Here is a 24,323-nt window from a genome sequence, read left to right as displayed (position 1 = left end):
CCTGACCGGGCGGTCAGACGCGCATGGGCATCACGACATAGACCGCGGTCTCGTCATTGCCCTCGCGCATCAGGGTCGGATCGCCCGGAGAGTTGAACAGGAAAACCGCGTTCTCGCGATCCACCTGGTCGGCGATCTCCTGCAGGTACTTGGCGTTGAAACCGATCTCCAGCGGCTCGTCGGCATAGGCGACGGCCAGCTCTTCCTCGGCCGCGCCGCTGTCGGGGGCGTTCACCGACAGGATCAGACGATCGTCTTCCAGCGTCAACTTCACCGCGCGCGAGCGTTCGGAAGACACGGTCGCCACGCGATCCACCGCGCGCGAGAACTCGGTCGCGTCCACTTCCAGCCGCTTCGAGTTGTGGACGGGGATCACCCGGCTGTAGTCGGGGAAGGATCCGTCGATCACCTTCGAGGTCAACGTCACCTCGGGCGTCGCGAAGCGGACCTTCGTCTCAGACACCGACACCGCGATCTGCAGATCGTCGTCGTCCAGCAGCTTGCGCAGTTCGCCCACCGTCTTTCGCGGAACGATCACGCCGGGCAGGTTGTCGGCCCCCTGCGGCAGGTCGGCGTCGATCCGGGCCAGGCGATGGCCGTCAGTCGCCACGCAGCGCAGCACGCGGCCGTCGGGGCCGTCAGCGGAATGCATGTAGACGCCATTGAGGTAATAGCGCGTCTCTTCGGTCGAGATGGCGAACTTCGCCTTGTCGAACAGCCGCCGCAGGATCGGGGCAGCGCAGGCGAAATTGCACTCGTATTCGGCCGAAGCCATCACGGGGAAATCCTCGCGCGGGAGAGTGGCAAGCGAAAAGCTCGACCGCCCGGCGCGCACCGAAAGCCGGCCGGCGGCGCTGTCGGCCTCAAGCTCTACCATGGCGCCCTCGGGCAGCTTGCGAACGATCTCGTGCAATGTATGGGCGCCGACGGTCGTGGCGCCTGCGCGGATCACCATGGCTGGCGCACGGTCCACCACCTCGATGTCCAGGTCGGTTGCCCGGAAGGCCAGGGTGTCCCCCTCGGCCTCGATCAGGACGTTGGCCAGGATCGGGATGGTATTGCGGCGCTCCACCACGGACTGGGCCCGGCTCATCGCCTTGAGAAGCGCCGACCGCTCGATGCTGACCTTCATCGTTCTCGTCCTTTTCCTTGCCCGTCCGGGACGCCGAAGGTAGCGAAATCCGGGGCGCGATCAAGCGTTTCCAAGCAGAAAGGGCCGCCCTGTGGCGGCCCTGCCGGGTGGTTGTGCGGCCCGCGTCAGTAGACGAGGCGGTACTTGTCCGGGATGAAGGCGCGCGGCTCTCCGGGGCGGTCGATGCAGCCGTTCCACAGACCCAGCGAGGTGATCTTCACATCGCGCCCCGCCCAGATCAACGTGCCCTCGGATGCGTCGGGTTGGGCGGCGTACTCCACGTCGTTCAAGCTGAGCAGCTGCGAGTGTTCCACGATCGACTGACCGGCGAACTTGATGTCACCGGCGGCAAAGATCTGCGAGGCGCCATCCGGATCCTCGCAGGTGCCCGTACCGATGCGGACTGCGGCACTTCCGCTGACCGCGGCACGACCGGAACCCTTTTCGCCACTGGTGGTGAAAAGCGTCGTGTTGCTCATGACCATTTCCGAATCGAAGCTGACGTCGCACTCGGTCAGGATCACCACGTCGCTGATCACGATCGGTTTGTCGATCTTCAGGGTCTTGTTGTTCCCGGTGCAGCTGTTCACGATCAGGACGTCGTTCTTGTAGGCCGACAGCAGATCGGGACCGACCAGCTCCCCGTTGGTGTAGACGGGGGCGGCGGCATCCTCGATCAAGTCGTTGAAGGCGGACGCGGTTATCGTGTGCTGCTCCACGAGACCGGCCCCGCTGGTGTGATGCAGCGTCTCTGCAAACCCGTCCGCATCACGCGTGGCGATAAGCGCGGAGGGGATGAACTCCTTGAGGCGGGGGTCGGTCAGCGCCGAATCCGGGTTCAGGATGGTGTTGTAGATATCGCTGTAGAGTCGCGCGACGTCCGGCATCACGTCGACTTCCTGCGTGATCCGGTTCTCCAGCGTTGGCGCAACGCGCAAGGCCACATCCTCGCCACAGGTCGAGAAACCCGAGCAGATCTGGCCCTGCTGGCCGTAGGAAACCCCGGTCTCGTCGTAGAAGAAGTTGTTGTTCTGCAGGTCCACGAAGATCTCGCCATGAAGGCACAGGTCGCCCCTGAACTCGTTGTTGGACGACATGTTCAGGGTGCCACCGGCCATGATCCCCTCGCGCGCGGGGCACCCGGCCTTGTAGGCTTCGGCGATGGCGACCGCCCCGACGTTCCAGTAGCCAAGTGCGGTGAAGGCGTTCAGCAGCAGCATGTCGAGCCCGTTGCCGTTGTCATCGCTGCGCAGGGCCGTCACGCGGGCGGCGTTGGGGTTGGTCAGGCTGGGGGTAAAGGTGCCGCTTTCCCAGCGGCCGATCTCGATGTTGGATCTGGTCGCGACATTGGTCTTGTTCTTAACCGGGTCCATGTTGGTGTTGGCCATCGTGAACCCGGCGGTCTTGCCGCGCGCCTCGGGATCGTTGGTATCGACATGGCCGGTGCCCATGTAGGCGCTGAACTTCTCGACGTCCTTGTAGGCCATGAGCGTGCCAAGGGCCGAAGCGTCCGCCGTCGCCTGCAGCGCGGCGCGGTAGCGGTAGGCGTTGGCCACGTCGATCACCAGACCCGCGAGCAGCAGGAAGATGACCGTCCAGAAGATCGACCAGGCGGTGGCGGCGCCACTCTCGTCGCGGCGGAAGCGGGTCAGGGTGGTCATGTCAGATCCCCTCTTTCAGCTGGAGCACCTGGACCGACATGCGGTCCGAGCTGATGAACCCCAGAACACCGATAAGATCCAGGTCGCCCGGCGCGAATTCCACACGGGCCGTCACCTCGACCCCGCTGGTCGTCACGGTGGCAACCACCGGCGCGGTGTTGTTGAAGGTCGCTTCGGTGGCAAGGAAGTTGCTTGCGGCTGCATCGGTCGTGAAGAAGTTGACCGCTCGTCGCCGCGCGGTATCCGAGGCAACGTCGAAGGTCACCGCCTGCGCAAGGAACAGGAAGCACACATCGACGACCAGCGCGAGAATGAGAATGAAGATAGGCAGCCAGAGCACGAACTCTATCGTGTTGGTCCCGCCGTCTTCGTCCATGCGCAGGAAACGGCGGACCTGCCGCCGCTGAAGCCGGTAGATATCCAAGAAAGTCGGTTTCATCCGATCAGTCCTCACATCCGCCGGCCTGACGACCCTGCCCGAAGGCCCGATTCGTGCCGGTTCCTGGTAAACGCACAACTGGCGTGGGAACGAGGTACTCTACCATGTGAGGATTGCCGCAGGACGCAGCGCGGGCGCACGCAGGTAACCCGCCCGTATCTGTACCGGGACAGGTTGCAACAGGCCCGGGTCCATCCCCTCACAGAGGCCTGAAGATACGGCATTCTGGCAAGTATTCAAGAAAAAGGAGATGTTGATGCGTAGTCACAAAAGATAAGGGCCGCCCTGTGGCGGCCCTGCACTTTTCTGGCGCGGTTATATCAGAGAACGAGACGGTAGTAGTAGTCCAGTTCCAGATCGTCGCCCGATATCCCGTTGGGGCAGCCCTGCCACGCGGCCTGAGACGAGAAGTGACCGTCACCGGCTGCAAGCACCTGTCCGCCGCGCATCCCATCGGACTGGGCAGCGATGTGGATATCGGACATGGTGACAACGCGCGAGTTGTTCGCGGTGAACCCGGATGCAAAATGCACGTCGCCGAATGCGACGATCACCGATCCACCCGACGGATCGGCACAGGTTCCGCCACCCACCGTCGCGCCGGCGTTACCGTTCACCACCTGGCTTCCGATCGCAGAAGTGAAAAGAGCAGACCCGGCGAAGCTGTTGGTCCCGTTGAATGACACCTTGCAGGCGGTGTTCAGAATGACGCCATCCAGGGGGCGGGAACCGGTCACTGCCAGCCTGCCGTTGTTGTTGCCGCAGGTCCCCGCGCTGCCACCGTCGATATCGATCACAGAGCCGGCGGGAAACGCCGGGCCGGTAAGGGTGATTGCATTCGCCCCTTTCCCGATCGTTCCTTCGACCACGTCCTCGAAGTCTGCGGCCGAAATCGTGATGCGCAGAACACCGTTCACGACACTTGTCGTGGTGCCGTTCGGAAACACGAAATCGGTCAGACTCGGCGGCGAGACCAGCTGCGCATCCTCTGTCGCCGGATCCCTGTCAGGGTTCGCGACCAGTGCATCCGGGATATAGCGGTTCTGTTCTGTTCCGGCCGTCGTGAAGTTCGCTGGATTATTGATTACTTCTTGGTAGTAGCTGTAGATCTGCCCGATATCAGGCAGGTAGCTCTGTGCTCCGGCGATCATCTCGAGGGTCAGGGGGTTTGTGGCGTCCTGAAACGGGATCACGTTGTCATAGGGCGGGTTCACCTCGCAGTTGCCAAGACCCTTGCAAAGCGATCCAGGCACGCCATAGCTGACAAGCGGATACTCCCCGTCCGAGTTCGCCCGCCATGCGCTGTTCGTGTTGAAGTCGATACCTTCTTCACCGTGCAGGCAGACATCGCCCTGGAACAGGTTGTTGGACGCGAAATTCAGAAAACCCCCGACCATGATGCCTTCTTTCGTGGCACAATCGAGCGGCACATACACGCTTGCCACCGCAGACGCCCCGACGTCCCATGCGCCAAGCTGGGCGAGCTTGTCACCCAGAAGCAGTTGAAGCGGGTTCGAATTGGCAGCAGTCCGCAAGGCCGTCACCCGCGCTGCGTTCACTATCTGGCCGGTGACAAAGTCCGACTCGGGCGTGAACGTCGTCCCATCCCAGTAGCCCATCGCCACCTCGCTTTCGGGAACGACGGCGTTCACGTTGGCGGTGGGATCCATGTTGATGTTGGCCAGCAGGTGGCCGCCACGCTGGCCCCGCTCTGTCGGGCTGGCAGGCGCAGGGTCCGGGAAGTCGAAGGCCTCGTTGAACTTCGTCTCTTCGGTATAGCTGATGATCGCGGCCAGCGCCGAGGCATCCGCCGTTGCCCGCAGGGCCGACTTGTAGCGGTAGGCGTTCGACACGTCGATCACCAGCCCCCCGAGCACCAGGAAGACCACCAGCCAGAAGATCGACCAAGCCGTGGCCGAGCCGTCTTCGTTCCTGCGAAAGCCACTGTATTTCAAACCGAGAGGGCTCATATCCGCCTCCACTCCGCTACCATCTACGAAAACGCGGCGACTTCGGAAACGAAAGCCGCCCGGAAATTCACGAACCCCGCCTCCGATCACTCGGCCGCGGCGAGGCCCTCACGAAGCTGTGTGACCGACGCCGTCATCTCGGTGCCCGAGATGAAGCCGAACACGCCGGTCAGGTCGATCGCACTCGGATCATGCGTTATGACGATGGAAACCGGGTTCGTGTCGACGCTTGCATCGACTGCCGGACGCACACCCAGGAATGTCGCAGCATCGGCGGCGAAGTCCTCTGCGGCGGCGTTCCTTGCAGCCTCATCGATCCCGTTGAACAACCCCAGCGCGGCGCGGCGCGCCGTATCGGACGCAACGTCGAACATGATTGCCTGCGACAGGAAGAGGAAGCACACGTCCACGACAAGGCACACGACAAAGATGAAGATCGGCAGCCACAGCACGAATTCGATCGTGTTGGTTCCGCCGTTCTCGTCACGTCTCAGGAATCCGGAAGCCCGGCGGTGCAGCGCGTTCATAGATCGAAGACTCATCTGAGCAGTTCCCAAAACCACCAAGCCCATCTTCCCCCACGGAGATGTGTTCGGCACTACCACTTAAACTCCCGCCCCAACCTCAAACACGGGCGACCGCGGATACCGATCCTGCTCTTGTGTTAATTGACCAGCATCCAATCCATGAAATGTATAACAATAGCTTTATGGCGGCAATATGATCAAAATCACTCTACCGTAAGTTGTCAGGCCTCCAGCATGCGGCGCAACAGTTCCACCTCCTCGGCGATCTGGCTGTCGACGGCGCGCAATTCCTCGATCTTCCGCACTGCGTGAATCACCGTGGTATGGTCGCGCCCGCCGAAGCGACGGCCAATCTCGGGCAGGGATTTGGTGGTCAGCGTCTTCGACAGGAACATGGCCACCTGGCGCGGCCGCGACACCGCGCGCGACCGGCGCGGACCCAGCAGGTCGGCCATGCGCACGTTGTAGTGGTCGGCCACCTTGCGGATGATCTCGTCCACCGTGACCTTGCGTTCCGAGGCGCGCAGCACATCGGCGAGACATTCCTGCGTCATGTCCAGATCGATCTTGCGCCCCACCAGCGAGGCGAAGGCGTAGAGCCGGGTCAGCGCGCCCTCAAGCACCCGGACGTTGGAACTGATCCGGTGCGCGAGAAACTCCAGCACCCGCGTCTCGATCTCGATGCCGTTGTGCAGTTGCGACTGCGCCTCGGCCTTGGTCTGAAGGATGCCCAGGCGCAACTCGTAATCGGTGGGGTGCAGGTCCACCACCAGGCCGCATTGCAGGCGCGACTTGATCCGGTCCTCAAGCCCGGAAATCTCCCCCGGGGCGCGGTCGGCGGAAATCACGATCTGCTTGTTCTGATCGACCAACGCATTGAAGGTATGGAAGAATTCTTCCTGCGTGCTTTCCTTGCCGGCGATGAACTGCACGTCATCGACCATCAGCACATCGACCGAGCGGAACAGCTCCTTGAAGCCGAGCGTGTCCTTGTAGCGCAGCGCCTGCACGAAGCGGTACATGAACTGTTCCGCGGAAAGATAGAGCACCCGCCGCGACGGATCGGTCGCCTGCAACTCCCAGGCGATGGCGTGCATCAGGTGGGTCTTGCCCAGCCCGACCCCGCCATAAAGGAAGAGGGGATTGAACGTGACCGGCCCCCCTTCGGCCACCCGGCGCGACGCGGCATGCGCCAGCTCGTTCGGCTTGCCGACCACGAAGCTGTCGAAGGTGTAGCGCGCATCCAGAGGCGATCCCGGCAGATCGGTACCACCATCGGGCGTGCGCGCGGCCGGCGTCGCGCGCGGCGTGCGCGGCTCTGCCGTCTCGACGGGCTGCGCATTCGCCGGCACCGGCTTGCGGCCGGCAGACTTGGGCGCCACCGCGAAATCAAGCCGGGCGACCTTGACCCCGGCCGTGCTCATCAGGTTGCGGATCCGGTCGCCATAATGCTGGGACACCCAGTTCCCTATGAAGCTGGTTGGGGCGGCAAGATAGACGACCCCGTTTTCCAGCCCCCTGAACTCGAGTGGCTCGATCCAGGTCGAAAAAGCCGAATCGCCAAGCGAATCGTTCAACCCGCTGCGGACGTTTTCCCAAATCTGATCTGTCATCGTTCCGTTCTTCTTGTTCAGGTGTCGACCGGGCAAGGACGCTGCCCGCATGTGCCCGGCTATGGGGGCCGGACCGCCCCATTATTCGTCTAGCTCTGGATCCAGGCGAGGCCGCGGGCCTTCCAGCCGTTCATGCTGCCGCGGTGGCGGTGGGGATCGAGATCACCCTCGAATCCCTCGGCCACGTTCACGCACCGCAGGTGCAGGCCGCGCTGGGCCGCCACCTCGGCAACGGCCCGGGCAGCATCGAGCGACCGGGCGCCCGAGCGGCAGATGAAGAAGATCTGCGAGGGGATCTGCGCATCGAAGGCGGCGAACAGATCGTCCGCGAAACGGGCATTCACCCGCATGTCGGGATACATCCGCCACTCCGACAAGATCGTTTCCCGGCCAAGCGCCGTCAGGTCGGCGATGCCCACAAAGCTCCATTCGGGGCGGGTGCGAACGTCGACCAGCTGCGCCCGGGGGTCGTCTTTCAGGGCGTTCCAGGTTTCCTCGGGATCACACTCATCGATGCTCAGGCTGGCCTGGACGGTCATGGAATCTCTGCCCCTCTGATCTGACGGTGGGAATGTAGTCCGCGCTCAAACAGGCTTTCAACATGAAGTAGAGCTTGACGCTCATTTCATGTCACGCTGCGGATTCGGAGTGGTTTGAGGAGTTATTCAAATAAATACGCACAACAATACAGCCAATTTATGGCTGTATTGTTGTGTAATATTTTCAAATTTTTAGGTGCTGGCGATCAAGAGCGGCCGCCGGGGGAAACGCTAGTCCCGGCCGCGGATTCGGGCAACGGGACCAAAAGCTGAACATGACGTTACGGTAACATTACAACAGCGCACAAAAAAACAACGCGCCCGCTTGACGGACGCGTCATTCCTTTGTCCGGCTGATGAATCAGGCGTTGAGCGCCTTGACCCGTGCAGCCAGCCGCGAAATCTTACGCGACGCGGTGTTCTTGTGCAGGATGCCCTTGGTCACAGAGCGCATGATCTCGGGCTGCGCCTGCTGCAGGGCTTCGCGAGCCTGCTGCGCATCGCCGCCGGTGATGGCTTCCTCGACGCGGCGGATGAAGGTCCGGACCCGCGAACGGCGCGCCTTGTTGACATCGGTCCGGCGGAGCGCCTGGCGTGCGCGTTTCTTAGAGCCTGGCGAGTTGGCCATGTGTACGTTCCAAAATCGTCTGGGTTTCCGTTTGAAGCGCGTGCATAGACCCAGTCGCGACCCGAGTCAACGCCTGCAGTCCCCCTTATTTGCCGCGGAACTGCGGTGTGCGCTTTTCAACGAAGGCGGCCATGCCCTCGGTCTGGTCCTCGGTCGCGAAAAGCGCGTTGAACAGCCGCCGCTCGAACAGGATACCCTCGCGCAGGGTGGTCTCGTAGGAACGGTTGACCGCCTCCTTCACCGCCATGACGGCCAGCGGCGATTTTTCCGAGATCTTCTCGGCGGTCTTCATGACTTCGGACATCAGGTCCTTGGCCGGGACGATGCGACTCACGAGACCCGCGCGCTCTGCCTCCTCGGCGTCCATCATGCGGCCGGTCAGGTGCATCTCCATCGACTTGGACTTGCCGACCAGACGGGTCAGGCGCTGGGTGCCGCCGATCCCCGCGATAACGCCGAGGTTGATTTCGGGCTGGCCGAATTTCGCCGTGTCCGAGCAAATGATGAAGTCGCACATCATGGCCAGCTCGCATCCACCGCCCAGCGCGTAGCCGGATACGGCCGCGATGATCGGCTTGCGGACGCGAAGCATCGACTCTGTCTGGGCGGTGAAGAAGTCCTCGGAGAACATGTCGACGAAGTTCTTCTCGGCCATCTCCTTCACATCCGCCCCGGCGGCAAAGGCCTTTTCCGATCCGGTCAGCACGATGACCCTGATCTTGTCGTTGCGATCGAAGGCAGCAAGTGCCTTCGCCAGCTCCTCGAGCAGTTGGGAATTCAGCGCGTTGAGCGCCTCGGGACGGTTGAGCCGCACCGTGCCCACATGCTCGTCCGTCTCGACGATGATCGTCTCATAGCCCATGACGGGGCCTCCTCGCTGGTTTGGCGGCCAGAGTTACCATGCAAGTCCCGCAGCGCAAGCCTATCGCTGGCAGCCGCCGCAGTAGAAGGAGGAACGCCCCGACTGGACGATGCGGCGGATGGTCCCGGTGCAGCCGTCGCGACGGCAGGGCTCACCTTCGCGGCCATAGGCGGCGAAGCTGTGCTGGAAATAGCCAAGCTCGCCGTCGGTCTGGCGGTAGTCGCGCAGGGACGAGCCCCCGGCCTCGATCGCCTCGACCAGCACGTCGCGGATGGCTGGTACCAGCGCCTCGATCCGGGCGCGCGACAGCTTGCCGGCCAGCCGCTTCGGGTGGATGCCGGTGCGCCAGAGGGCCTCGCAGACATAGATGTTGCCAAGACCGGCCACGATCGTCTGGTCCAGAAGCGCGGCCTTGATCGGCGTGCGCCGCCCCGCCAGGCGGGCCACCAGATGCCCGGCAGAGAATTCGTTGCCCAGCGGTTCCGGCCCCAGCGCCGCCAGCAGCTTGTGCCCGTCGACGGCTGCCGTGGGACACAGATCCATCGCGCCGAATCGTCTTGCGTCGTTGAAGGTGATGCGCGCACCGCCAGACATCTCCAGCACGACATGATCGTGCTTTCCGGGCGTCTCGCGCTCATGGACATACTCGCCCAGGGCGCGCGCCGGACCGCCATCTGAAATCAGCATGCGCCCGGACATGCCCAGGTGGATGATCAGCGTCTCGCGGGTGTCCAGGTCGGCAAGGATGTATTTCGACCGGCGGCGCAGCGTGATCACGCTGGCGCCGGTCAGGCGTTCTGCCATTCGGGGGGGGAAGGGCCATCGCAGATCCGGGCGCCTTGTTTCGACGCGGACGATGCGATGGCCCGTCATGACCGGTTCAAGCCCGCGGCGAACGGTTTCCACCTCGGGCAGTTCGGGCATCTCTCACCATCCGCCAAAGGATGGCGGGCAGGACCTACTTGCGGTTCTTGCGCACCATGCCTTCGTATTTTTCCACGATCATCGTGGCGCCTACCACATACAAACCGATAACCGCAATCGTCGCCGCGGTAAGCGTGATGCCAAGAACCATGATCTTTCCTTTCCGGCGTCCATGCGCCAGGGATGCGTTACTCGGCGACTGTCTCTCGGGGTGGAAGGTAGCTCGCCCTCGGGCATGTGTCAATTTTTCTAGACAGCCGCGACACCGAGGATGAATTGTAACTTGCGTCGGCGCCCCTATTATCCGCCGGGACCAACAGGACGGGCAGGCATGGCGGCTGACGACAAGACGACGCATTTCGGATTCCAGACCATCCCCGAGTCGGAAAAGGCAGGGCGCGTGCATGGCGTGTTCAGTTCGGTGGCGTCGAAATACGACGTCATGAACGACGCCATGAGCCTGGGCATCCACCGCGTCTGGAAGGATGCGATGATGGACTGGCTCGCCCCGCGGCCGGACACACACCTGCTGGACGTGGCCGGCGGCACCGGCGACATCGCCTTCCGCTACCTGCGGCGGGCGAAGGGGCAGGCCCGGGCGACGGTGCTGGACATGACCGAGTCGATGCTGGTCGAGGGCCGCAAGCGCGCCGACGCCAGCGAACTGGCCGACCGGCTGGACTGGGTGGTGGGCGACGCGATGGCGCTGCCCTTCGAGGACAACCGCTTCGACGTATATACCATCAGCTTCGGTATCCGGAACGTGACCCGGATCGAGGATGCCCTGTCGGAAGCCTTCCGCGTCCTGCGGCCCGGCGGGCGGCTGATGGTGCTGGAATTCAGCCAGCTGCCCAATCCCGGCATGCAATGGCTCTACGACCGCTACTCGTTCAACGTGATCCCGCCGATGGGCGCGGCGATCGCGGGGGACCGGGAAAGCTACCAGTACCTGGTCGAGTCGATCCGCCGCTTCCCGGCGCAGGAACCCTTTGCCGAGATGATCCGCAGGGCGGGCTTTGCCAACGTGAAGTATCGCAACCTGTCCATGGGCATCGCCGCGCTGCATTCCGGCTGGAAGATCTGACATGCGCGGACCGCACAATCTCTGGCGGCTGATCCGCACGGGCGCCACCTTCGAACGGACCGGTGCGATGCGCCTTGCACTCGAGGCGATGGACGCGCCGCGCCCGCTGCGCATTGCCGCGCGGGTGCTGGGCCTGCCGTTTTCATGGCTTGGCCACAAGGGCGACCCGACGCTGCCGCCGATCAGCCGGGCGCTTACCGCGCTGGGACCGGCCTACATCAAGTTCGGCCAGATCATGTCCACCCGTCCCGACGTGGTGGGCGACGCGCTCGCGGACGAGCTGAAGAAGCTGCAGGACGACCTGCCTGCGTTTTCCACCCGGATCGCCCGCGAAACCGTAGAGCGCGAGCTGGGCCGCCCGGTGGACGAGATATTCTCGGACTTTTCCGACCCCATCGCCGCCGCCTCGCTGGCGCAGGTGCACCGGGCCACGGTGCGCGCCACGGGCCGCGACGTGGCGGTCAAGGTGCTGCGCCCGGGGATCGAACGCGCCTTCCTGCGCGACGTGGATGCCTTCTACCTGGCCGCCCGTGTGATCCAGACGCTCGCCCCCAAGGCGCGCAGGCTGCGGCCGGTGGACGTTATCGACCATTTCCAGAGCGTCGTTCTGGGCGAGCTTGACCTGCGGATGGAGGCATCGGCCGCCGACGAGTTCCGCGCCAACACCGAAAAGGACCAGGGCTTCACCGTGCCCGAAGTGATCTGGGAGTTGTCCCAGCGCCGGGTGATGACACTGTCCTGGGCCGAGGGAACCAAGTTCGGCGACGTACCGGCGCTGGCCGCCCAGGGTGCGGATCTGGACGAGCTGTCCCTGAGGGTGATCCAGGTTTTCCTGAAGGTGGCGCTGCGCGACGGCTTCTTTCACGGCGACATGCACCAGGGCAACCTGAAGCTTGCCCCCAATGGCGATATCGTGGCGCTGGATTTCGGCATCATGGGCCGGATAGACGCCTATACCCGCCGCGTCTATGCCGAGATCCTGATCGGTTTCCTGCGCAAGGATTACCGCCGCGTGGCAGAAGTCCATTTCGAGGCGGGGTACGTTCCGGCCGACCGCGACGTAGAAGCCTTTGCGCAGGCTCTGCGTTCCGTGGGCGAGCCGATCTTCGGGCAGGATGCGCGCCGCATCTCGATGGCGCGGCTTCTGGCGCATCTCTTTGACGTGACCGAACGCTTCGGGATGGAGACGCGGACCGAGCTGATCCTTCTCCAACGCACCATGGTCGTGGTCGAGGGCGTCGCCCGATCGCTGAACCCGGCAATGAACATGTGGGAAGCCGCGAAACCCGTGGTCGAGGATTACATCCGCGACAATCTCGGGCCGCACGCCGTCCTGCGCGACCTGTCCCACACCGCGCGCATCCTGGCGCGGTTCGGCCCGCTTCTGCCCGGCATGGCCGAAGCTGCCCTGCGCGACGCCAACAACCGCAAGCACACGCCGCCAGAGCCGTCACTTCCATGGTGGGTCTGGCTTCTCACGGGTGCCGGTCTGGCAGGGGGCCTGGCCACGCTCGCCTCGTTGCTGTGAGCGGGCCGGACCTGTCGCTGGAAAAGGCCTGCGGCGCGGCCCCGGTCTGCGGCATCGACGAGGTGGGGCGCGGCCCATGGGCCGGCCCGGTGATGGCCGCGGCCGTGATCCTCGACCCCGCTCGATTGCCGGACGGGCTGAACGACTCGAAGAAACTGACCGCCCGCCGACGCGAGGCGCTGGCCGAAGAAATCGCCGCCTGCGCCCTTGTCGGCATCGGCGAGGCAAGCGTCGAGGAGATCGACCGCCTCAACATCCTTCAGGCGACATATCTCGCGATGAGCCGTGCCGTCGCGGCCCTGCCGCGCACCCCGGCCTTTGCGCTGATCGACGGCAACCGCATCGCGCCCGGCCTGTCCTGTCCGGCACGGGCCGTGATCGGGGGCGACGCGCGCTCTGCTTCCATCGCGGCGGCGTCGATCGTGGCCAAGGTGGCACGCGACAGGCTGATGGCGCAACTGGCCCAGGACTTCCCGGCCTATGGATGGGAACGCAATGCCGGCTATGGGGTAAGGGTGCATGCCGAGGCGCTCAAGACCTATGGGATCACCCCACATCATAGACGGTCCTTCAAACCAGTGCACAAGATATTGTGCCAAGAAAATTAAATAAGCCATTGATTCGATTACAAATTGACGCCGAATCGGTTTTGAATCATCTTCATGTCCATCGCAGGCAGGCGAACAACGGACACAACGATAATGACCCAGAAAACCAAGGCGCGGGCGGCCCTGCCGCTCGATCAGATCATTGCGGGCGATTGCATCGAGGCGATGCGCGGCCTGCCGGACAATTCGGTGGATCTCGTTTTTGCGGACCCGCCCTACAATCTTCAACTGAAAGGTGAACTGCACCGCCCCGACAATTCCCGCGTGGATGCGGTGGACGACGCCTGGGACCAGTTTTCGTCCTTTGCCGCCTATGATGCCTTCACGCGCGCCTGGCTGACCGAGGCGCGCCGGGTGCTCAAGCCCGATGGCGCGATCTGGGTGATCGGCTCCTATCACAACATCTTCCGCGTGGGCGCAGCGCTCCAGGATGCCGGTTTCTGGATCCTCAACGACGTGGTGTGGCGCAAGACGAACCCGATGCCGAATTTCCGCGGCAAGCGCCTGACCAACGCACACGAGACACTGATCTGGGCGGGCAAGTCCGACGCGTCGAAATACACCTTCAACTACGAGGCGCTGAAAAGCCTGAACGATGGCGTGCAGATGCGCTCGGACTGGCTGCTGCCGATCTGCAACGGCGGAGAGCGGCTGAAGGATGCGAACGGCGACAAGGCGCATCCGACACAGAAGCCCGAGGCACTGCTGCACCGGGTTCTGGTCGCCTCGACCAAGCCGGGTGACGTGATCCTCGACCCGTTCTTCGGTACTGGCACCTCTGGCGCGGTTGCAAAGCGGCTGGGCCGACACTGGATCGGGATCGAGCGCGAGGACAGCTACCGGAAAGTGGCCGCGGCACGGATCGCCAAGGTCCAGCCGGCGGGCGCCGAAGCGCATGCCGTAACGGAATCCAAGCGCGCAGAGCCGCGCGTGCCCTTCGGCCAGCTGGTCGAACGCGGAATGCTTGCGCCGGGCGACGTGCTGGTTTCGATGAACGGCCGCCACACCGCCAAGGTGCGCGCCGACGGATCGCTGGTTTCCGCATCGACCCGCGGATCGATTCACCAGGTCGGCGCCGAGCTCGAGGGGCTGCCCTCCTGCAATGGCTGGACCTACTGGTCCTTCCTGCGCGACGGGCAACCCATCCCGATCGATGTCCTGCGCCAGCAGATTCGGGCCGAGATGAACAACTGAGGGGTTTTCCCGCCGGTGCCTGATGGCATCACCTCGGGCGCTGGCGGTTCGCTGGCGCCCGTTTTTTTATGGAGGATGTCCCCATGAGCACGCTGTTCCTGACCGTCGATCCCGGGGCCGTGACACCCGAACACGATGCCCCGCCACCCGACCGGGTGATCTCGGGCGATCCGCGCTTCACGACCTGGAACCTGGAGGAACGCGACGGTCTTTACGCCGGCATCTGGGAATGCACCCCGGGCGCATGGCGCATCTCCTACGACGAATGGGAATATTGCCGCATCCTGAAGGGCCGCTCGATCATCACCGCCGGCGACGGCACCCGGCACCAGGTCGGGCCCGGCGACAGCTTCATCCTGCGCCCAGGCTTCAAGGGCATCTGGGAGGTGCTGGAGACGACCCGCAAGGAATACGTCATCCGACTGTAGGCGCCTCTTCGGCCAGCTGCCGCGACAGGTCGAAGGCGCGGTCGCAGTGGATCTGCACCGTGTCGAACACAGGCACCGGCACGTTGCCCGCTTCCAGCAGCATGCCCACCTCGGTGCAGCCCAGGATAAGACTGTCCGCCCCCGCATCGGCCAGTCCCCGGGCCACCCCCTCGAAGAGGCCGCGGCTTTCCTCGCGCACAACCCCCCGGCAAAGTTCGTCATAGATGATCCGGTGCACGGTCGCGCGATCCTCGGGACCGGGTATGATCGGATCGAGCCCGGCCGCCCGCAGCCGGTCGGTGTAGAACGCCTGTTCCATCGTGTAGGCCGTCGCGATCAATCCCGGGCGTTTCAGCCCTGACTCGATGATCGCGGCAGCGGTCGCGTCCCCGATGTGCAGGAAAGGGATCCGCAGATCGCGCGTCATCCGGTCCGCCACCTTGTGCATGGTGTTGGTGGCCAGGATCAGAAGCCCCGCGCCGCCCGCCTCCAGCGCCAGCGCCTCGCGGTTCAGCAGCGCGCCCGCCGCCTCCCAGTCGCCCTCCGCTTGCAACACCTCTACCTTTGCGAAATCCAGGCTGCGGACCAGCAGTTCAGCCGAATGCAACCCGCCCATCACGTCCTGCGCCCGCTGGTTCAACCGCGCGTAATACAGCGCGGTCGAGGCTGCGGACATCCCGCCGAGAATGCCGATGGTGACCATTGGACCCTCCTTTCGCTTGGCTGGCACATGGGGACAAGTCCCGCCCGGGTTCAAGCCCTGACCGGTCACAGTGCGATGTCAGAGCGCGGAAGAAAGGACATCTGCCGCCCCGGCGCCAAGGATCCAGCCTTCCTCCCGTGTCACGGCACGAAACTCGGCATCGGACAACCCGGGCGGGGGGCTGAAAAGGGGCGAAAGCCCTTCCGCGATATCGAAGCGATGCAGGGCCAGCGACAGCGTGGCGACCTGCGCGGCATCCAGAACCTGCCCCGGCGCCATCCGCGCCCGCACCTCGCGCTGAAGCAAAGACGGATATATCTCTGCCAGCACGATCCCGGCCTCGGGCAGGTCGAAGCCATTGTCGAAGGGCCAGACACCGATGCGCCCGGCAAGTCGCGGATCGTTGCGAAGTCTTTCCAGTGCCGGAAGGCCCAGCAACACCTGAGAGCCGACCGCCCCCGCATAGGCAAGCTGCCAGACGGATTTCGCCCCCGGAACCCGGCCTTCGGTGATCCGCCGCTCGGGCGGATGCGCGCCGTGCCGGGCGCTGGCCCGGACCGGAATGCCTGGATGATTCCAGCCCTGCGGCCGCCCCCAGAACGGGCCCAGCCCGTCGAAGGCGGCGTTCATAGCCTCGGCTACGGCGTAGCGGTTGTTGGCGTTGTCTGGCCCATCCCGGACTTCACGCGCAAGCCATTCCCAAAGAGCAAGCGCATGATCCCGGCCGGTCAGAAGGGCCGCCAGCCCTGCGGGATAGCCAAAGGCGAAATCGAAACCGGCCAGCACCCGTCTCCCGGCGTCCGCCTCTGCCGCCAGAAATCCGCCAAGCTGCTCCACCGCCTCGGCCCGTGTCCGGACGTAGACGGGCTTCTCGACCGCGCCGCCCCTCGCGACGGCCCACCAGATGGCATCGGCTGCCCCACGCTTGGGACTTGCCGACGAACGGGCCGACCAGTCGACGATCAGCACGGTGTCGAAAACCCGCCTTTCAGTCATCCAGCCCGGCAAGCCCCGCCTTCAATGCCTTGCGGAACACCGTCGGCAGGTCGCCTGCGCGCAACTCCGCACCCGGATGGAACCGCCCCGACCGGGCTTGCGCGCCTTCGGGCAGTTCGGTGACACGCACCTCCAGTTCCAGGTGGAAATGCGTGAAGGTGTGCCGCACCACCAAAGGCGAGATCCGCCATTCGGCGTCCACCGGCGGCCGATGTGCGGGCACCGTTTCCCCCCAGTCGGGACCCGGCAGCCCGAGCATGCCGCCAAGCAGACCCTTGTCCGGCCGCCGCTCCAGCAGGATCGCGCCATCGGCACGACGCGCCAGATAGGCGACGCCGCGGCGCACAGGCTTTGCAGCCTTGGGCGTCTTCGCCGGCAGGTCCGCGGCACTGCCGTTGCGCCGGGCCAGGCATCCCGCCATCAGCGGACAGATCCCGCAGGCCGGATTGCGCGGGGTGCAGATCGTGGCACCCAGGTCCATCACCGCCTGCGCATGATCGCCCGGCCGCTCCGCTGGGGTCAGGGCCGCGGCGGCGGCCTTTATCTCGGGCTTCGCCGCCGGCAGCGGCGTGCGGATGTCGAAAAGCCGGGCCATCACCCGCTCGACATTTCCGTCCACGACCACGGCGGGCCGGTCAAAGGCGATCGCGGCAATGGCGGCGGCGGTGTAGGGACCGATCCCGGGAAGTGTCGCAAGGCCCGCCTCGGTATCGGGGAAACAGCCGTCCAATTCACCCGCCACCTGACGCGCGCATTTCAGCAGGTTGCGCGCCCGCGCGTAGTAGCCAAGTCCTGCCCAGGCCGCCATCACATCGGCATCTTCGGCAGCGGCAAGGTGACTGACGCTTGGCCAGAGGGTCGTGAACTTGTGAAAATAGGGACCGACTGCCGCGACGGTGGTCTGCTGAAGCATCACCTCTGACAGCCAGACATGGTAGGGATCCGCACGAAAGCCCGCGCGGGACCGGTGCGGCGGCACGCGCCAGGGTAGGTCGCGGGCATTGCGGTCATACCATTCCAGCAGCATGCCGGCGGTTTCCGGGGCAGGATCGAGGTCACGCAACTGTTAGTCTTCCGGTTTCCTTCAAGGGCTGGCAGTGTCTTGCCCAAGCGTTAATGTGGCGCGTAACCATGCAGCGGCGAGGGTCCATGCGCAACGAGGGTGGCAAGAAAGAGACGCGGCGCATGATGCGGTTCACGCAGGCTGGCGCGCTTCTGTCCTCCCGCCTGCGGGGCGTCGGCGCCAAACGGGGCTTTGTCGAGACGCGGCTTCTGACCCGCTGGGCGGAAATCTGCGGCCCGGACCTTGCCGCCATCGCCCGCCCGGTAAAGGTCAGCTACGCGCGTGAGGGGTTCGGCGCGACGCTGGTGCTGGCCTGTGTCGGTGCGCGAGCGCCGGAACTGCAAATGCAGATCGACACGATCCGCGAGCGCGTGAACGCCTGCTACGGCTACAACGCCATCTCGCGCGTCCGCCTCCAGCACGAGGACGCCGCAGGCTTCGCCGAAGCGCAGAAAGCCTTCGTCGGCGCCGCCGACACCGAACCCGAGCCTGCGCCCGACCCCGCCATTCGCCGGACCGCATCCGAAAGTGTCGCCCAGGTCCAGAGTGACGGACTGCGGCAAGCGCTCGAGACGCTGGGAACCCATGTCCTGACCCGTTCGCGGGCGGAGAGAGAACAAGGAGATACACGATGACCGACCTGAGACTGACCCGCCGCAGCGCGATCGCCACCGGCCTTGCCGGGACCGCCATCCTTGCCGCAGGCCCGCTGGCCGCGCAGGAGGCAGAGGCTCGTGCCGTCGAGGAACTCGTTCTGGGCAGCCCCGACGCGCCGGTGACGGTCGTGGAATACGCCTCGCTGACCTGCCCGCATTGCGCGCGGTTCCACACCGACGTATTCGGCCAGATCAAGACCAACTACATCGAGACGGGCAAGGTCCGCTTCGTCGTGCGCGACGTCTATTTCGACCGCTACGGGCTCTGGGCCGCGATGGTCGCCCGCTGCGGCGGGGCAGAGCGTTATTTTGGGATCACCGACCAGCTGTACCGCAAGCAGGCGGAATGGTCCCGGCACGAGAACCCGAACGACGCCATCGCCGCGATCTTTGCCATCGGCCGGCAGGCCGGTCTGACGGACGAGCAGATGACCGAGTGCACCCAGGATCAGGCCTGGGCCGAAGCGCTGGTCGCCGAGTTCCAGAAGAACATGGAAGCCGACGGCGTCGAAGGCACGCCGACCTTCTTCATCAACGGCCGGAAAGAGGCGAACATGCCCTACGCCGAATTCGCGGCCAAGCTGGACGAGGCGATCGGCAGCTGATCCGCAGCGGCGCCGTGTGGGATCACTTGCGCGGCGCCAGCACCCGGTCCAGCGCGTCATCGAGCGGGCCCCAATCCCCGAGCGACAGGCGAACGGGTAGCGTCAGGACGCGATGTCGGAAATCCTCGGGCAGGCGCACCGCGTCCTTCTCGGTGGTCACAAGCTGGGCGCCCAGACGATCGGCCTCGGCCGCCAGTCTTTGCAGGATCGCGCGCGGATAGCTGGCGTGATCCGGAAAGGCACGCGTCGCGACGATATCTGCGCCCAGCGCCTCAAGCGTCGCAAAGAACTTGCCCGGCCGCCCGATCCCGGCGAAGGCAAGACAGCGCAGGCCCTGCCACGGCATCCCGGTCGGCAGCGGCGCCAGCGTCCCGCCCAGCACCGGCAGCCGCCCCAGCGCGGGCCAGTCCGAAAGCAACCGTTCGCGGGCCTTCTCGGGTCCCAGCGCGATCACCAGATCGGCGCGGGCGATGCCCCGCTCGACCGGTTCGCGCAACGGACCGGCCGGGACGACACGGCCATTGCCGAACCCTGCCACCGCATCGACAACCAGGATCGCCAGATCCTTCGGCAGGTCCGGGTTCTGGAAGCCGTCATCCAGAACCACCGCCGCCGCACCCGCTGCCTCGGCAGCCCTGGCGCCAGCGGCGCGGTCGCGGGATATCCAGGCCGGCCCGAAACCCGACAGAAGCAGCGGCTCGTCCCCGACCCCGGCCGCGCCATGCAGGCGCGGATCCACCCTGAGCGGGCCCTGCTCTGTTCCCCCGTAGCCGCGCGACAGCGCATGGGCGGCGATGCCCTTCTCTCCAAGGCGTTGCAGCAACGCGGAAACCACGGGGGTCTTGCCCGTGCCGCCAACGGTCAGGTTGCCGACACAGATCACCGGGACCTGCGGGCGATGCCGGGGCGGGCGGGCGATGCGCCGGGCAGCCTGCCAGCGCCAGAGTGCCGCAGCCGGCGCCAGCAGGCGCGCGGCAAGCCCGGGTGCGTCAGGCGGGTTCGACCAGAAAACCGGCGCCTGCATCAGCGCTGGGCCCGTGCCGGCAGATAGGCCTTGATCACATCGAGCACCCGCCGCGTCACATCCGCCCCTTCGGAAGAGACGGTCCACGCGGCTGTCGCCAGCGCCGCAGCGCGATCGGGCGGCAGGGTCTCGACCAGCCGCTGGCCCAGATCTTCGGCCTTTGCCACCTTCACAGCGGCGGCGGCGCGGCGGAAACGCTCGTAGGCGGTCTCGAAATTCGCGACATGCGGGCCGTAAAGAATGGCCGATCCCAGAAGCGCCGGCTCGAACGGGTTGTGGCCACCGATGGGAACCAGCGAGCCGCCGATGAAGCTGACCGAAGCAGCCCGATACCACAGCCCCATTTCGCCCAGCGTATCGGCGACATAGATCTCCGTATTGCGGTCGATCAGTTCACCGGCCGAGCGCAGAGATACCCGCCAGCCCGCGGCGCGCAGCTTGCGCGCAATCTCGGGCCCACGCTCGGGGTGACGCGGGGCGAGTATCAGCACCAGCCCGTGCACCGAACGCCGCGCCTCGCGGTGGGCGATGGCGACAAGCTCTTCCTCGCCCTCGTGGGTGGACGCGGCCAGCCAGCAACTGCGCCCCGCAAGCCGCTTCATCAGATCGCTCAGCGCCATCGGGTCGTGCGGCAGCGGTTCCGCAGTATCTTTCAGGCTGCCCGTCGTCTCGAGCCGCGCCGGGTCCGCGCCCAGCCGGTGAAAACGCTCGGCTACGGCATCATCCTGCGCGAGGACACGCTCGAACCGGCCCAGCAGCGACCGGGTGAAGCCGCGCAGCAATCGCAGGCGCCGCGCCGATGCCGGAGAGATGCGCGCATTTATCAACAGCAGCGGGCATCCCGTTGCATGGGTGCTGACGATCATCCGCGGCCACAGCTCGCTTTCGGTCCAGATTGCTAGGTCGGGCCGCCAATGGGCAAGGAAGCGGCGTATCGCGGGGCCAGTATCCACCGGGGCGAACTGGTGAAAGGCGCGCCCGGGAAGCCGCTGGCCCATCAACCCGGCCGATGTCACCGTGCCCGTCGTCATCAGGACATGCAGATCCAGGTGTTCCGCCAGCAGCGTGTCGATCAGTCCCAGAAGCGACAGCGACTCGCCCACGGATGCCGCGTGAAACCATACAAGCCGACCATCGGGCCTGGGCAGCGATGCGTGACCGAAGCGTTCCCCGGACCGCGCCGGGTCTTCCTTCCCGGCATCCTGCCGCCGTCGCAGGCGTCGTCGGACCGGGCCCTCGGCCAGGTCGGACAGTCCCAGATACAGCGCCAGGGCCAGCGATTGTCCCATGCCCGGTTGGCCGCGCTCAGCCCAGTTTCCGGGTGCCGGAGCCAGCGCTGCCCTCGTCCATGAGCCTGTGGATATGCGCGATGAAATAGCGCGTATGGGCATTGTCCACGGTCGCCTGCGCCTTCGCCTTCCAGGCGTCGTAGGCGGATGCGTAGTCGGGAAAGATGCCCACGATATCGATCGCATCCACGTCGCGGAACTCGGTACCGGAGGGATCGACAAGCTCCCCACCAAAGACCAGATGCAGGCGCTGCGTCATGCGTGTGCTCCGTTTGACAGGCCGCGGATCGACCTGGCCGCACCCTAGCCATTGAACCCGGCGGGTCAAGCGGCGGAAGCCTCAGCCCTGTTTGCGCAGATAGACGTAATAGGCGCCGCCACCGCCATGGCGGATATGGGCGGGCGCGATCTGAAGGACCAGCATCGACAGTGGCGCCAGTTGCAGCCATTGCGGCACGGCATTGCGCAGCACGCCACGGCGCGCCGGGTTCGCCCAGTCCTCATCGGGTCGGTCGCGGCCCTTTCCGGTAATGACCAGAACAAGACGCAGACCCCGCGCGTGGCTGGACAGGATGAAGGACCGCAGCGCGTCATGCGCGCGGTCCATGGTCATTCCATGCAGGTCGATCCGCGCCTCGGGGGCAAGCTTGCCGCGCGTCATCCGCCCATAGGCGCGTGCATCCATCCTGGGCGGGCCCAGCATGTCCGGCGCCTTCATCGGGTCCGGCGCCAGGTCGAGCCGCACCGCGGGCTCGGGACGGGCGCGTCTTCGGGGCAGACCGAAGGGAAAGGAGGAAGTCGTCTCAGTCCCGGATGGGGAAAGGGGATGATCGTCCGGTGCCTGCGCGGGGGGTTCCAAAGGCTTCGCCTCGCGCAGCGGCGTTGCCGTCTGGGCGATCTGGCTCCAGAGGCGACGCTCTTCCGATGTCAGCTTGCGGGGCTTGCGGCGCATCTGCGGACCTGTCGCTTGGCGGGCGGCGAACATCGCCACCGCCCGGCCGGGCGTTCAGCCGCCAGTGGCGACCAGAAGCCAGTTGGGGTTCTCGCTGCCCATCACGCGGCTGAAGGTCCAGACATCCTTCTGGCGCTTGATCTCCTGCGGGTTGCCCTCGACGATCTCGCCGTCGGGATTGCGCACGACCGACGTCAGCTCGCCCACGAAGCGCAGGGTGATGTCGCCCTCGCGGGTTTCCTCGTCGAAGGACGCATCCACGATCTTCACCTCGCGTACACCGACGAAATTCGCATCCACCGTGTAGCCCTTGTCGGCACGCGCGAAGACCGCAGCGGAAAAGCCGTCATAGACCTCGGGCGCGAGGAACTGCTGCAGCGTGTCCAGCTCGCCGTTCTCGTAGGCCATCACGATCATTTCATAAGCCTGCCGCGCGCCATGGGCGAATTCCGACACGGAAAAGCCCGGCTCGGCGCGCTTCATCTTCAGCAGCGCTTCGGCCACAGGGCTTTCGGGATCGACATGATCGGCGATATCCCGGTCCTTGGTGCCGCCATCGATCACCTCGAAGCTGCGCGACGAACTTTCGACCGGAGGCTGCTTCTTGGGGCCGACCGGGCCTTCGAACCCGTCCCGGGTGCCCAGAACATCGCGCAGGCGCAGGACAAGGAACAGCGCAACCCCGGCCAAAACCAGTATCTGGATCAGTTGCGAGCCCATGTGCGTTCCTTCTCGGTCATTGCTGTCCGCTGGCATCGTGCCATCAGGCTTCATATGTAGGGTCTGTACGCTGCCAAGTCCATTGGCAGGGTAGATGGATGTCCTTGACGGAGCATGCCTGCTGATGTGGCTTTTTGTCCTTTTCGTCCTCGTGCCGATCATAGAGATCGCCCTGTTCATCCAGGTCGGCGGCTTCATCGGCCTCTGGCCGACGCTGGCCATCGTGATCGCGACCGCGGCGGCGGGCACCTTTCTGGTACGCGGCCAGGGCCTGGCGACGCTCGCCCAGCTACAGGCCAGCATGGACCGGGGCGGCGACCCGACCGGGCCACTGGCCAATGGCGTGCTGATCCTGGTGGCGGGGCTTCTGCTGCTGACCCCGGGCTTCTTCACCGACGGCTGCGGCTTTGCCCTGCTGGTCCCGCAGCTGCGCGCCGCGCTGATCCGCTGGGGCGCGGCCCGGCTGGCAAGCCGGATCCACGTTGCGGGCGCGCACCATTCGCACGGCACCACCCGGTACGAGACGCGCGCCGACATCATCGAAGGCGAGTACCGCCCCCTCGACGACGATGGGGATGACCGCTCCAAGGGGTCCTCCGGCTGGACGAAGCCGCATTGAGGGGTTAGACCCGAGCCAAGCTGATCTGTGAGGAATGACGATGGCCGAGAACGATACCGCCACCCCGGAAGCGGGGACGACGCAGCCGCAGCGCCCGCGGATGCAGGTCGTTGCGCAATATGTGCGTGACCTGTCCTTCGAGAACGTCGCCCTGATGAAGGGGGCGCGGATCGAGGGCACCCCGCAGATGCAGGTGCAGGTGGCGCTCGACGCCAACAAGCGGGGCGAGAACCTGTACGAGGTGATCACCAAGGTAAAGGTGGAAAGCAAGGCCGGCGATGTCGTCGTGTTCCTGCTGGAACTGGACTACGCCGGCCAGTTCAAGGTCGAGAACATCCCAGACGCTCAGCTGCATCCCTATCTGCTGATCGAATGCCCGCGCATGACCTTTCCCTATGTCCGGCGGGTGATCGGCGATGTGACCCGCGACGGCGGCTTCCCGCCGCTCAACCTGGACAACATCGATTTCCTTGCCCTTTACCAGCAGGATCTTGCCCGCCGGCAGGCAGCCCAGCAGGCGCAGGGCGGCAACGGTAGCGCACAGGCCTGAGTGTCTTTG

General features: G+C 65.2%; 27 protein-coding genes. 9 read left to right on the top strand and 18 right to left on the bottom strand.

The features are described from left to right. Window positions 1-13 precede the first annotated feature (13 nt). The 10 genes from dnaN to mutM all read right to left on the bottom strand — a co-directional run bounded on the left by dnaN (window position 14) and on the right by mutM (window position 10,295). Window positions 14-1,132, bottom strand: a complete 1,119-nt coding sequence (gene dnaN, locus HMH01_RS01625; RefSeq protein ID WP_171321842.1) for a DNA polymerase III subunit beta — start codon at window positions 1,130-1,132, stop codon at window positions 14-16. Window positions 1,133-1,257: 125 nt separating this feature from the next. Further along, the gene (locus HMH01_RS01620) at window positions 1,258-2,793 is read right to left on the bottom strand and encodes a Tad domain-containing protein (protein ID WP_171321841.1); all 1,536 of its coding nucleotides are present in this window, start codon (window positions 2,791-2,793) and stop codon (window positions 1,258-1,260) included. Between the two features lies 1 nt (window position 2,794). Next, window positions 2,795-3,232 carry a TadE/TadG family type IV pilus assembly protein gene (locus tag HMH01_RS01615; RefSeq protein WP_171321840.1) on the bottom strand — a complete coding sequence of 146 codons (438 nt, stop codon included), beginning with the start codon at window positions 3,230-3,232 and terminating at the stop codon, window positions 2,795-2,797. Between the two features lie 320 nt (window positions 3,233-3,552). After that, window positions 3,553-5,202, bottom strand: coding sequence for a TadE/TadG family type IV pilus assembly protein (locus HMH01_RS01610; protein WP_171321839.1), 1,650 nt, complete (start codon window positions 5,200-5,202; stop codon window positions 3,553-3,555). Between the two features lie 86 nt (window positions 5,203-5,288). Further along, window positions 5,289-5,744, bottom strand: a complete 456-nt coding sequence (locus HMH01_RS01605; RefSeq protein ID WP_171321838.1) for a TadE/TadG family type IV pilus assembly protein — start codon at window positions 5,742-5,744, stop codon at window positions 5,289-5,291. A gap of 206 nt (window positions 5,745-5,950) precedes the next feature. Continuing rightward, on the bottom strand, window positions 5,951-7,342 hold the full coding sequence (gene dnaA / locus HMH01_RS01600) for a chromosomal replication initiator protein DnaA (protein ID WP_216366742.1): 1,392 nt from the start codon (window positions 7,340-7,342) through the stop codon (window positions 5,951-5,953). Between the two features lie 89 nt (window positions 7,343-7,431). Further along, on the bottom strand, window positions 7,432-7,881 hold the full coding sequence (locus HMH01_RS01595; protein ID WP_171321835.1) for a rhodanese-like domain-containing protein: 450 nt from the start codon (window positions 7,879-7,881) through the stop codon (window positions 7,432-7,434). Window positions 7,882-8,242: 361 nt separating this feature from the next. Then, complete coding sequence (gene rpsT, locus HMH01_RS01590) at window positions 8,243-8,509, bottom strand: 30S ribosomal protein S20 (protein WP_171321833.1); 267 nt, start codon at window positions 8,507-8,509, stop codon at window positions 8,243-8,245. Window positions 8,510-8,594: 85 nt separating this feature from the next. Further along, entirely contained in the window at window positions 8,595-9,371 is a 777-nt protein-coding gene (locus HMH01_RS01585) for an enoyl-CoA hydratase (RefSeq protein WP_171321831.1), read from the bottom strand. Window positions 9,372-9,431: 60 nt separating this feature from the next. Next, window positions 9,432-10,295, bottom strand: a complete 864-nt coding sequence (gene mutM, locus HMH01_RS01580; protein WP_171321829.1) for a bifunctional DNA-formamidopyrimidine glycosylase/DNA-(apurinic or apyrimidinic site) lyase — start codon at window positions 10,293-10,295, stop codon at window positions 9,432-9,434. 331 nt (window positions 10,296-10,626) lie between these two features. Between mutM and ubiE the strand changes: the two genes are divergently transcribed. The 5 genes from ubiE (at window position 10,627) to HMH01_RS01555 (ending at window position 15,137) form a co-directional block, all read left to right on the top strand. Beyond that, the gene (gene ubiE / locus HMH01_RS01575; RefSeq protein ID WP_171321827.1) at window positions 10,627-11,379 is read left to right on the top strand and encodes a bifunctional demethylmenaquinone methyltransferase/2-methoxy-6-polyprenyl-1,4-benzoquinol methylase UbiE; all 753 of its coding nucleotides are present in this window, start codon (window positions 10,627-10,629) and stop codon (window positions 11,377-11,379) included. Between the two features lies 1 nt (window position 11,380). Continuing rightward, a complete protein-coding gene (gene ubiB, locus HMH01_RS01570) occupies window positions 11,381-12,907 on the top strand; it encodes a 2-polyprenylphenol 6-hydroxylase (protein ID WP_171321825.1) in 1,527 nt (508 codons plus the stop codon). Then, window positions 12,904-13,515, top strand: a complete 612-nt coding sequence (locus tag HMH01_RS01565) for a ribonuclease HII (protein WP_343035119.1) — start codon at window positions 12,904-12,906, stop codon at window positions 13,513-13,515. Before ubiB ends, HMH01_RS01565 begins: the two co-directional genes overlap by 4 nt. Window positions 13,516-13,608: 93 nt before the next feature. Then, window positions 13,609-14,709 (top strand): site-specific DNA-methyltransferase, encoded by a 1,101-nt coding sequence (locus HMH01_RS01560; RefSeq protein ID WP_171321821.1) that lies wholly within the window; start codon window positions 13,609-13,611, stop codon window positions 14,707-14,709. An 83-nt stretch (window positions 14,710-14,792) separates the two neighbouring features. Next, complete coding sequence (locus tag HMH01_RS01555; RefSeq protein WP_171321819.1) at window positions 14,793-15,137, top strand: cupin domain-containing protein; 345 nt, start codon at window positions 14,793-14,795, stop codon at window positions 15,135-15,137. Here HMH01_RS01555 and HMH01_RS01550 read toward each other — a convergent pair. The 3 genes from HMH01_RS01550 to mutY all read right to left on the bottom strand — a co-directional run bounded on the left by HMH01_RS01550 (window position 15,124) and on the right by mutY (window position 17,899). Further along, window positions 15,124-15,840: an aspartate/glutamate racemase family protein gene (locus HMH01_RS01550; RefSeq protein WP_171321817.1), complete on the bottom strand. Its 717-nt coding sequence runs from the start codon at window positions 15,838-15,840 to the stop codon at window positions 15,124-15,126. The genes HMH01_RS01555 and HMH01_RS01550 overlap by 14 nt on opposite strands. Before the next feature lie 78 nt (window positions 15,841-15,918). After that, window positions 15,919-16,836, bottom strand: a complete 918-nt coding sequence (locus tag HMH01_RS01545) for a hypothetical protein (RefSeq protein ID WP_171321815.1) — start codon at window positions 16,834-16,836, stop codon at window positions 15,919-15,921. After that, complete coding sequence (mutY, locus tag HMH01_RS01540) at window positions 16,829-17,899, bottom strand: A/G-specific adenine glycosylase (RefSeq protein WP_246237255.1); 1,071 nt, start codon at window positions 17,897-17,899, stop codon at window positions 16,829-16,831. The genes HMH01_RS01545 and mutY overlap by 8 nt, the downstream gene beginning before the upstream one ends. Before the next feature lie 68 nt (window positions 17,900-17,967). On the opposite strand from mutY, the gene HMH01_RS01535 reads away from it, so the two are divergent. After that, complete coding sequence (locus tag HMH01_RS01535; RefSeq protein ID WP_246237254.1) at window positions 17,968-18,534, top strand: DUF721 domain-containing protein; 567 nt, start codon at window positions 17,968-17,970, stop codon at window positions 18,532-18,534. After that, entirely contained in the window at window positions 18,531-19,160 is a 630-nt protein-coding gene (locus tag HMH01_RS01530; RefSeq protein ID WP_171321813.1) for a DsbA family protein, read from the top strand. The genes HMH01_RS01535 and HMH01_RS01530 overlap by 4 nt, the downstream gene beginning before the upstream one ends. Window positions 19,161-19,182: 22 nt before the next feature. On the opposite strand, the gene lpxK is transcribed toward HMH01_RS01530, so the two are convergent. The 5 genes from lpxK to HMH01_RS01505 form a co-directional block, all read right to left on the bottom strand. Then, window positions 19,183-20,184, bottom strand: a complete 1,002-nt coding sequence (gene lpxK, locus HMH01_RS01525; protein ID WP_171321811.1) for a tetraacyldisaccharide 4'-kinase — start codon at window positions 20,182-20,184, stop codon at window positions 19,183-19,185. Further along, the gene (locus HMH01_RS01520) at window positions 20,184-21,473 is read right to left on the bottom strand and encodes a 3-deoxy-D-manno-octulosonic acid transferase (protein WP_171321809.1); all 1,290 of its coding nucleotides are present in this window, start codon (window positions 21,471-21,473) and stop codon (window positions 20,184-20,186) included. The genes lpxK and HMH01_RS01520 overlap by 1 nt, the downstream gene beginning before the upstream one ends. 16 nt (window positions 21,474-21,489) lie before the next feature. After that, the gene (locus tag HMH01_RS01515; RefSeq protein ID WP_171321807.1) at window positions 21,490-21,732 is read right to left on the bottom strand and encodes a DUF4170 domain-containing protein; all 243 of its coding nucleotides are present in this window, start codon (window positions 21,730-21,732) and stop codon (window positions 21,490-21,492) included. An 81-nt stretch (window positions 21,733-21,813) separates the two neighbouring features. After that, window positions 21,814-22,425 (bottom strand): Smr/MutS family protein, encoded by a 612-nt coding sequence (locus tag HMH01_RS01510; protein WP_171321805.1) that lies wholly within the window; start codon window positions 22,423-22,425, stop codon window positions 21,814-21,816. Between the two features lie 54 nt (window positions 22,426-22,479). Then, window positions 22,480-23,145 (bottom strand): Tim44/TimA family putative adaptor protein, encoded by a 666-nt coding sequence (locus HMH01_RS01505; RefSeq protein WP_171321803.1) that lies wholly within the window; start codon window positions 23,143-23,145, stop codon window positions 22,480-22,482. Between the two features lie 124 nt (window positions 23,146-23,269). Here HMH01_RS01505 and HMH01_RS01500 point away from each other — a divergent pair, with 124 nt between their 5' ends. Together HMH01_RS01500 and secB are read left to right on the top strand one after the other, a co-directional pair. Continuing rightward, window positions 23,270-23,764 (top strand): FxsA family protein, encoded by a 495-nt coding sequence (locus HMH01_RS01500; protein WP_171321801.1) that lies wholly within the window; start codon window positions 23,270-23,272, stop codon window positions 23,762-23,764. Between the two features lie 40 nt (window positions 23,765-23,804). Next, on the top strand, window positions 23,805-24,314 hold the full coding sequence (gene secB, locus HMH01_RS01495) for a protein-export chaperone SecB (protein WP_171321799.1): 510 nt from the start codon (window positions 23,805-23,807) through the stop codon (window positions 24,312-24,314). Window positions 24,315-24,323: the final 9 nt, after the last annotated feature.

Origin of the sequence: Halovulum dunhuangense (assembly GCF_013093415.1) — a bacterium.
Taxonomy (GTDB): Bacteria; Pseudomonadota; Alphaproteobacteria; order Rhodobacterales; family Rhodobacteraceae; genus Halovulum; species Halovulum dunhuangense.
Note: the sequence above shows the minus strand (reverse complement) of the source record. Positions and strands in the feature narration are given on the sequence as shown.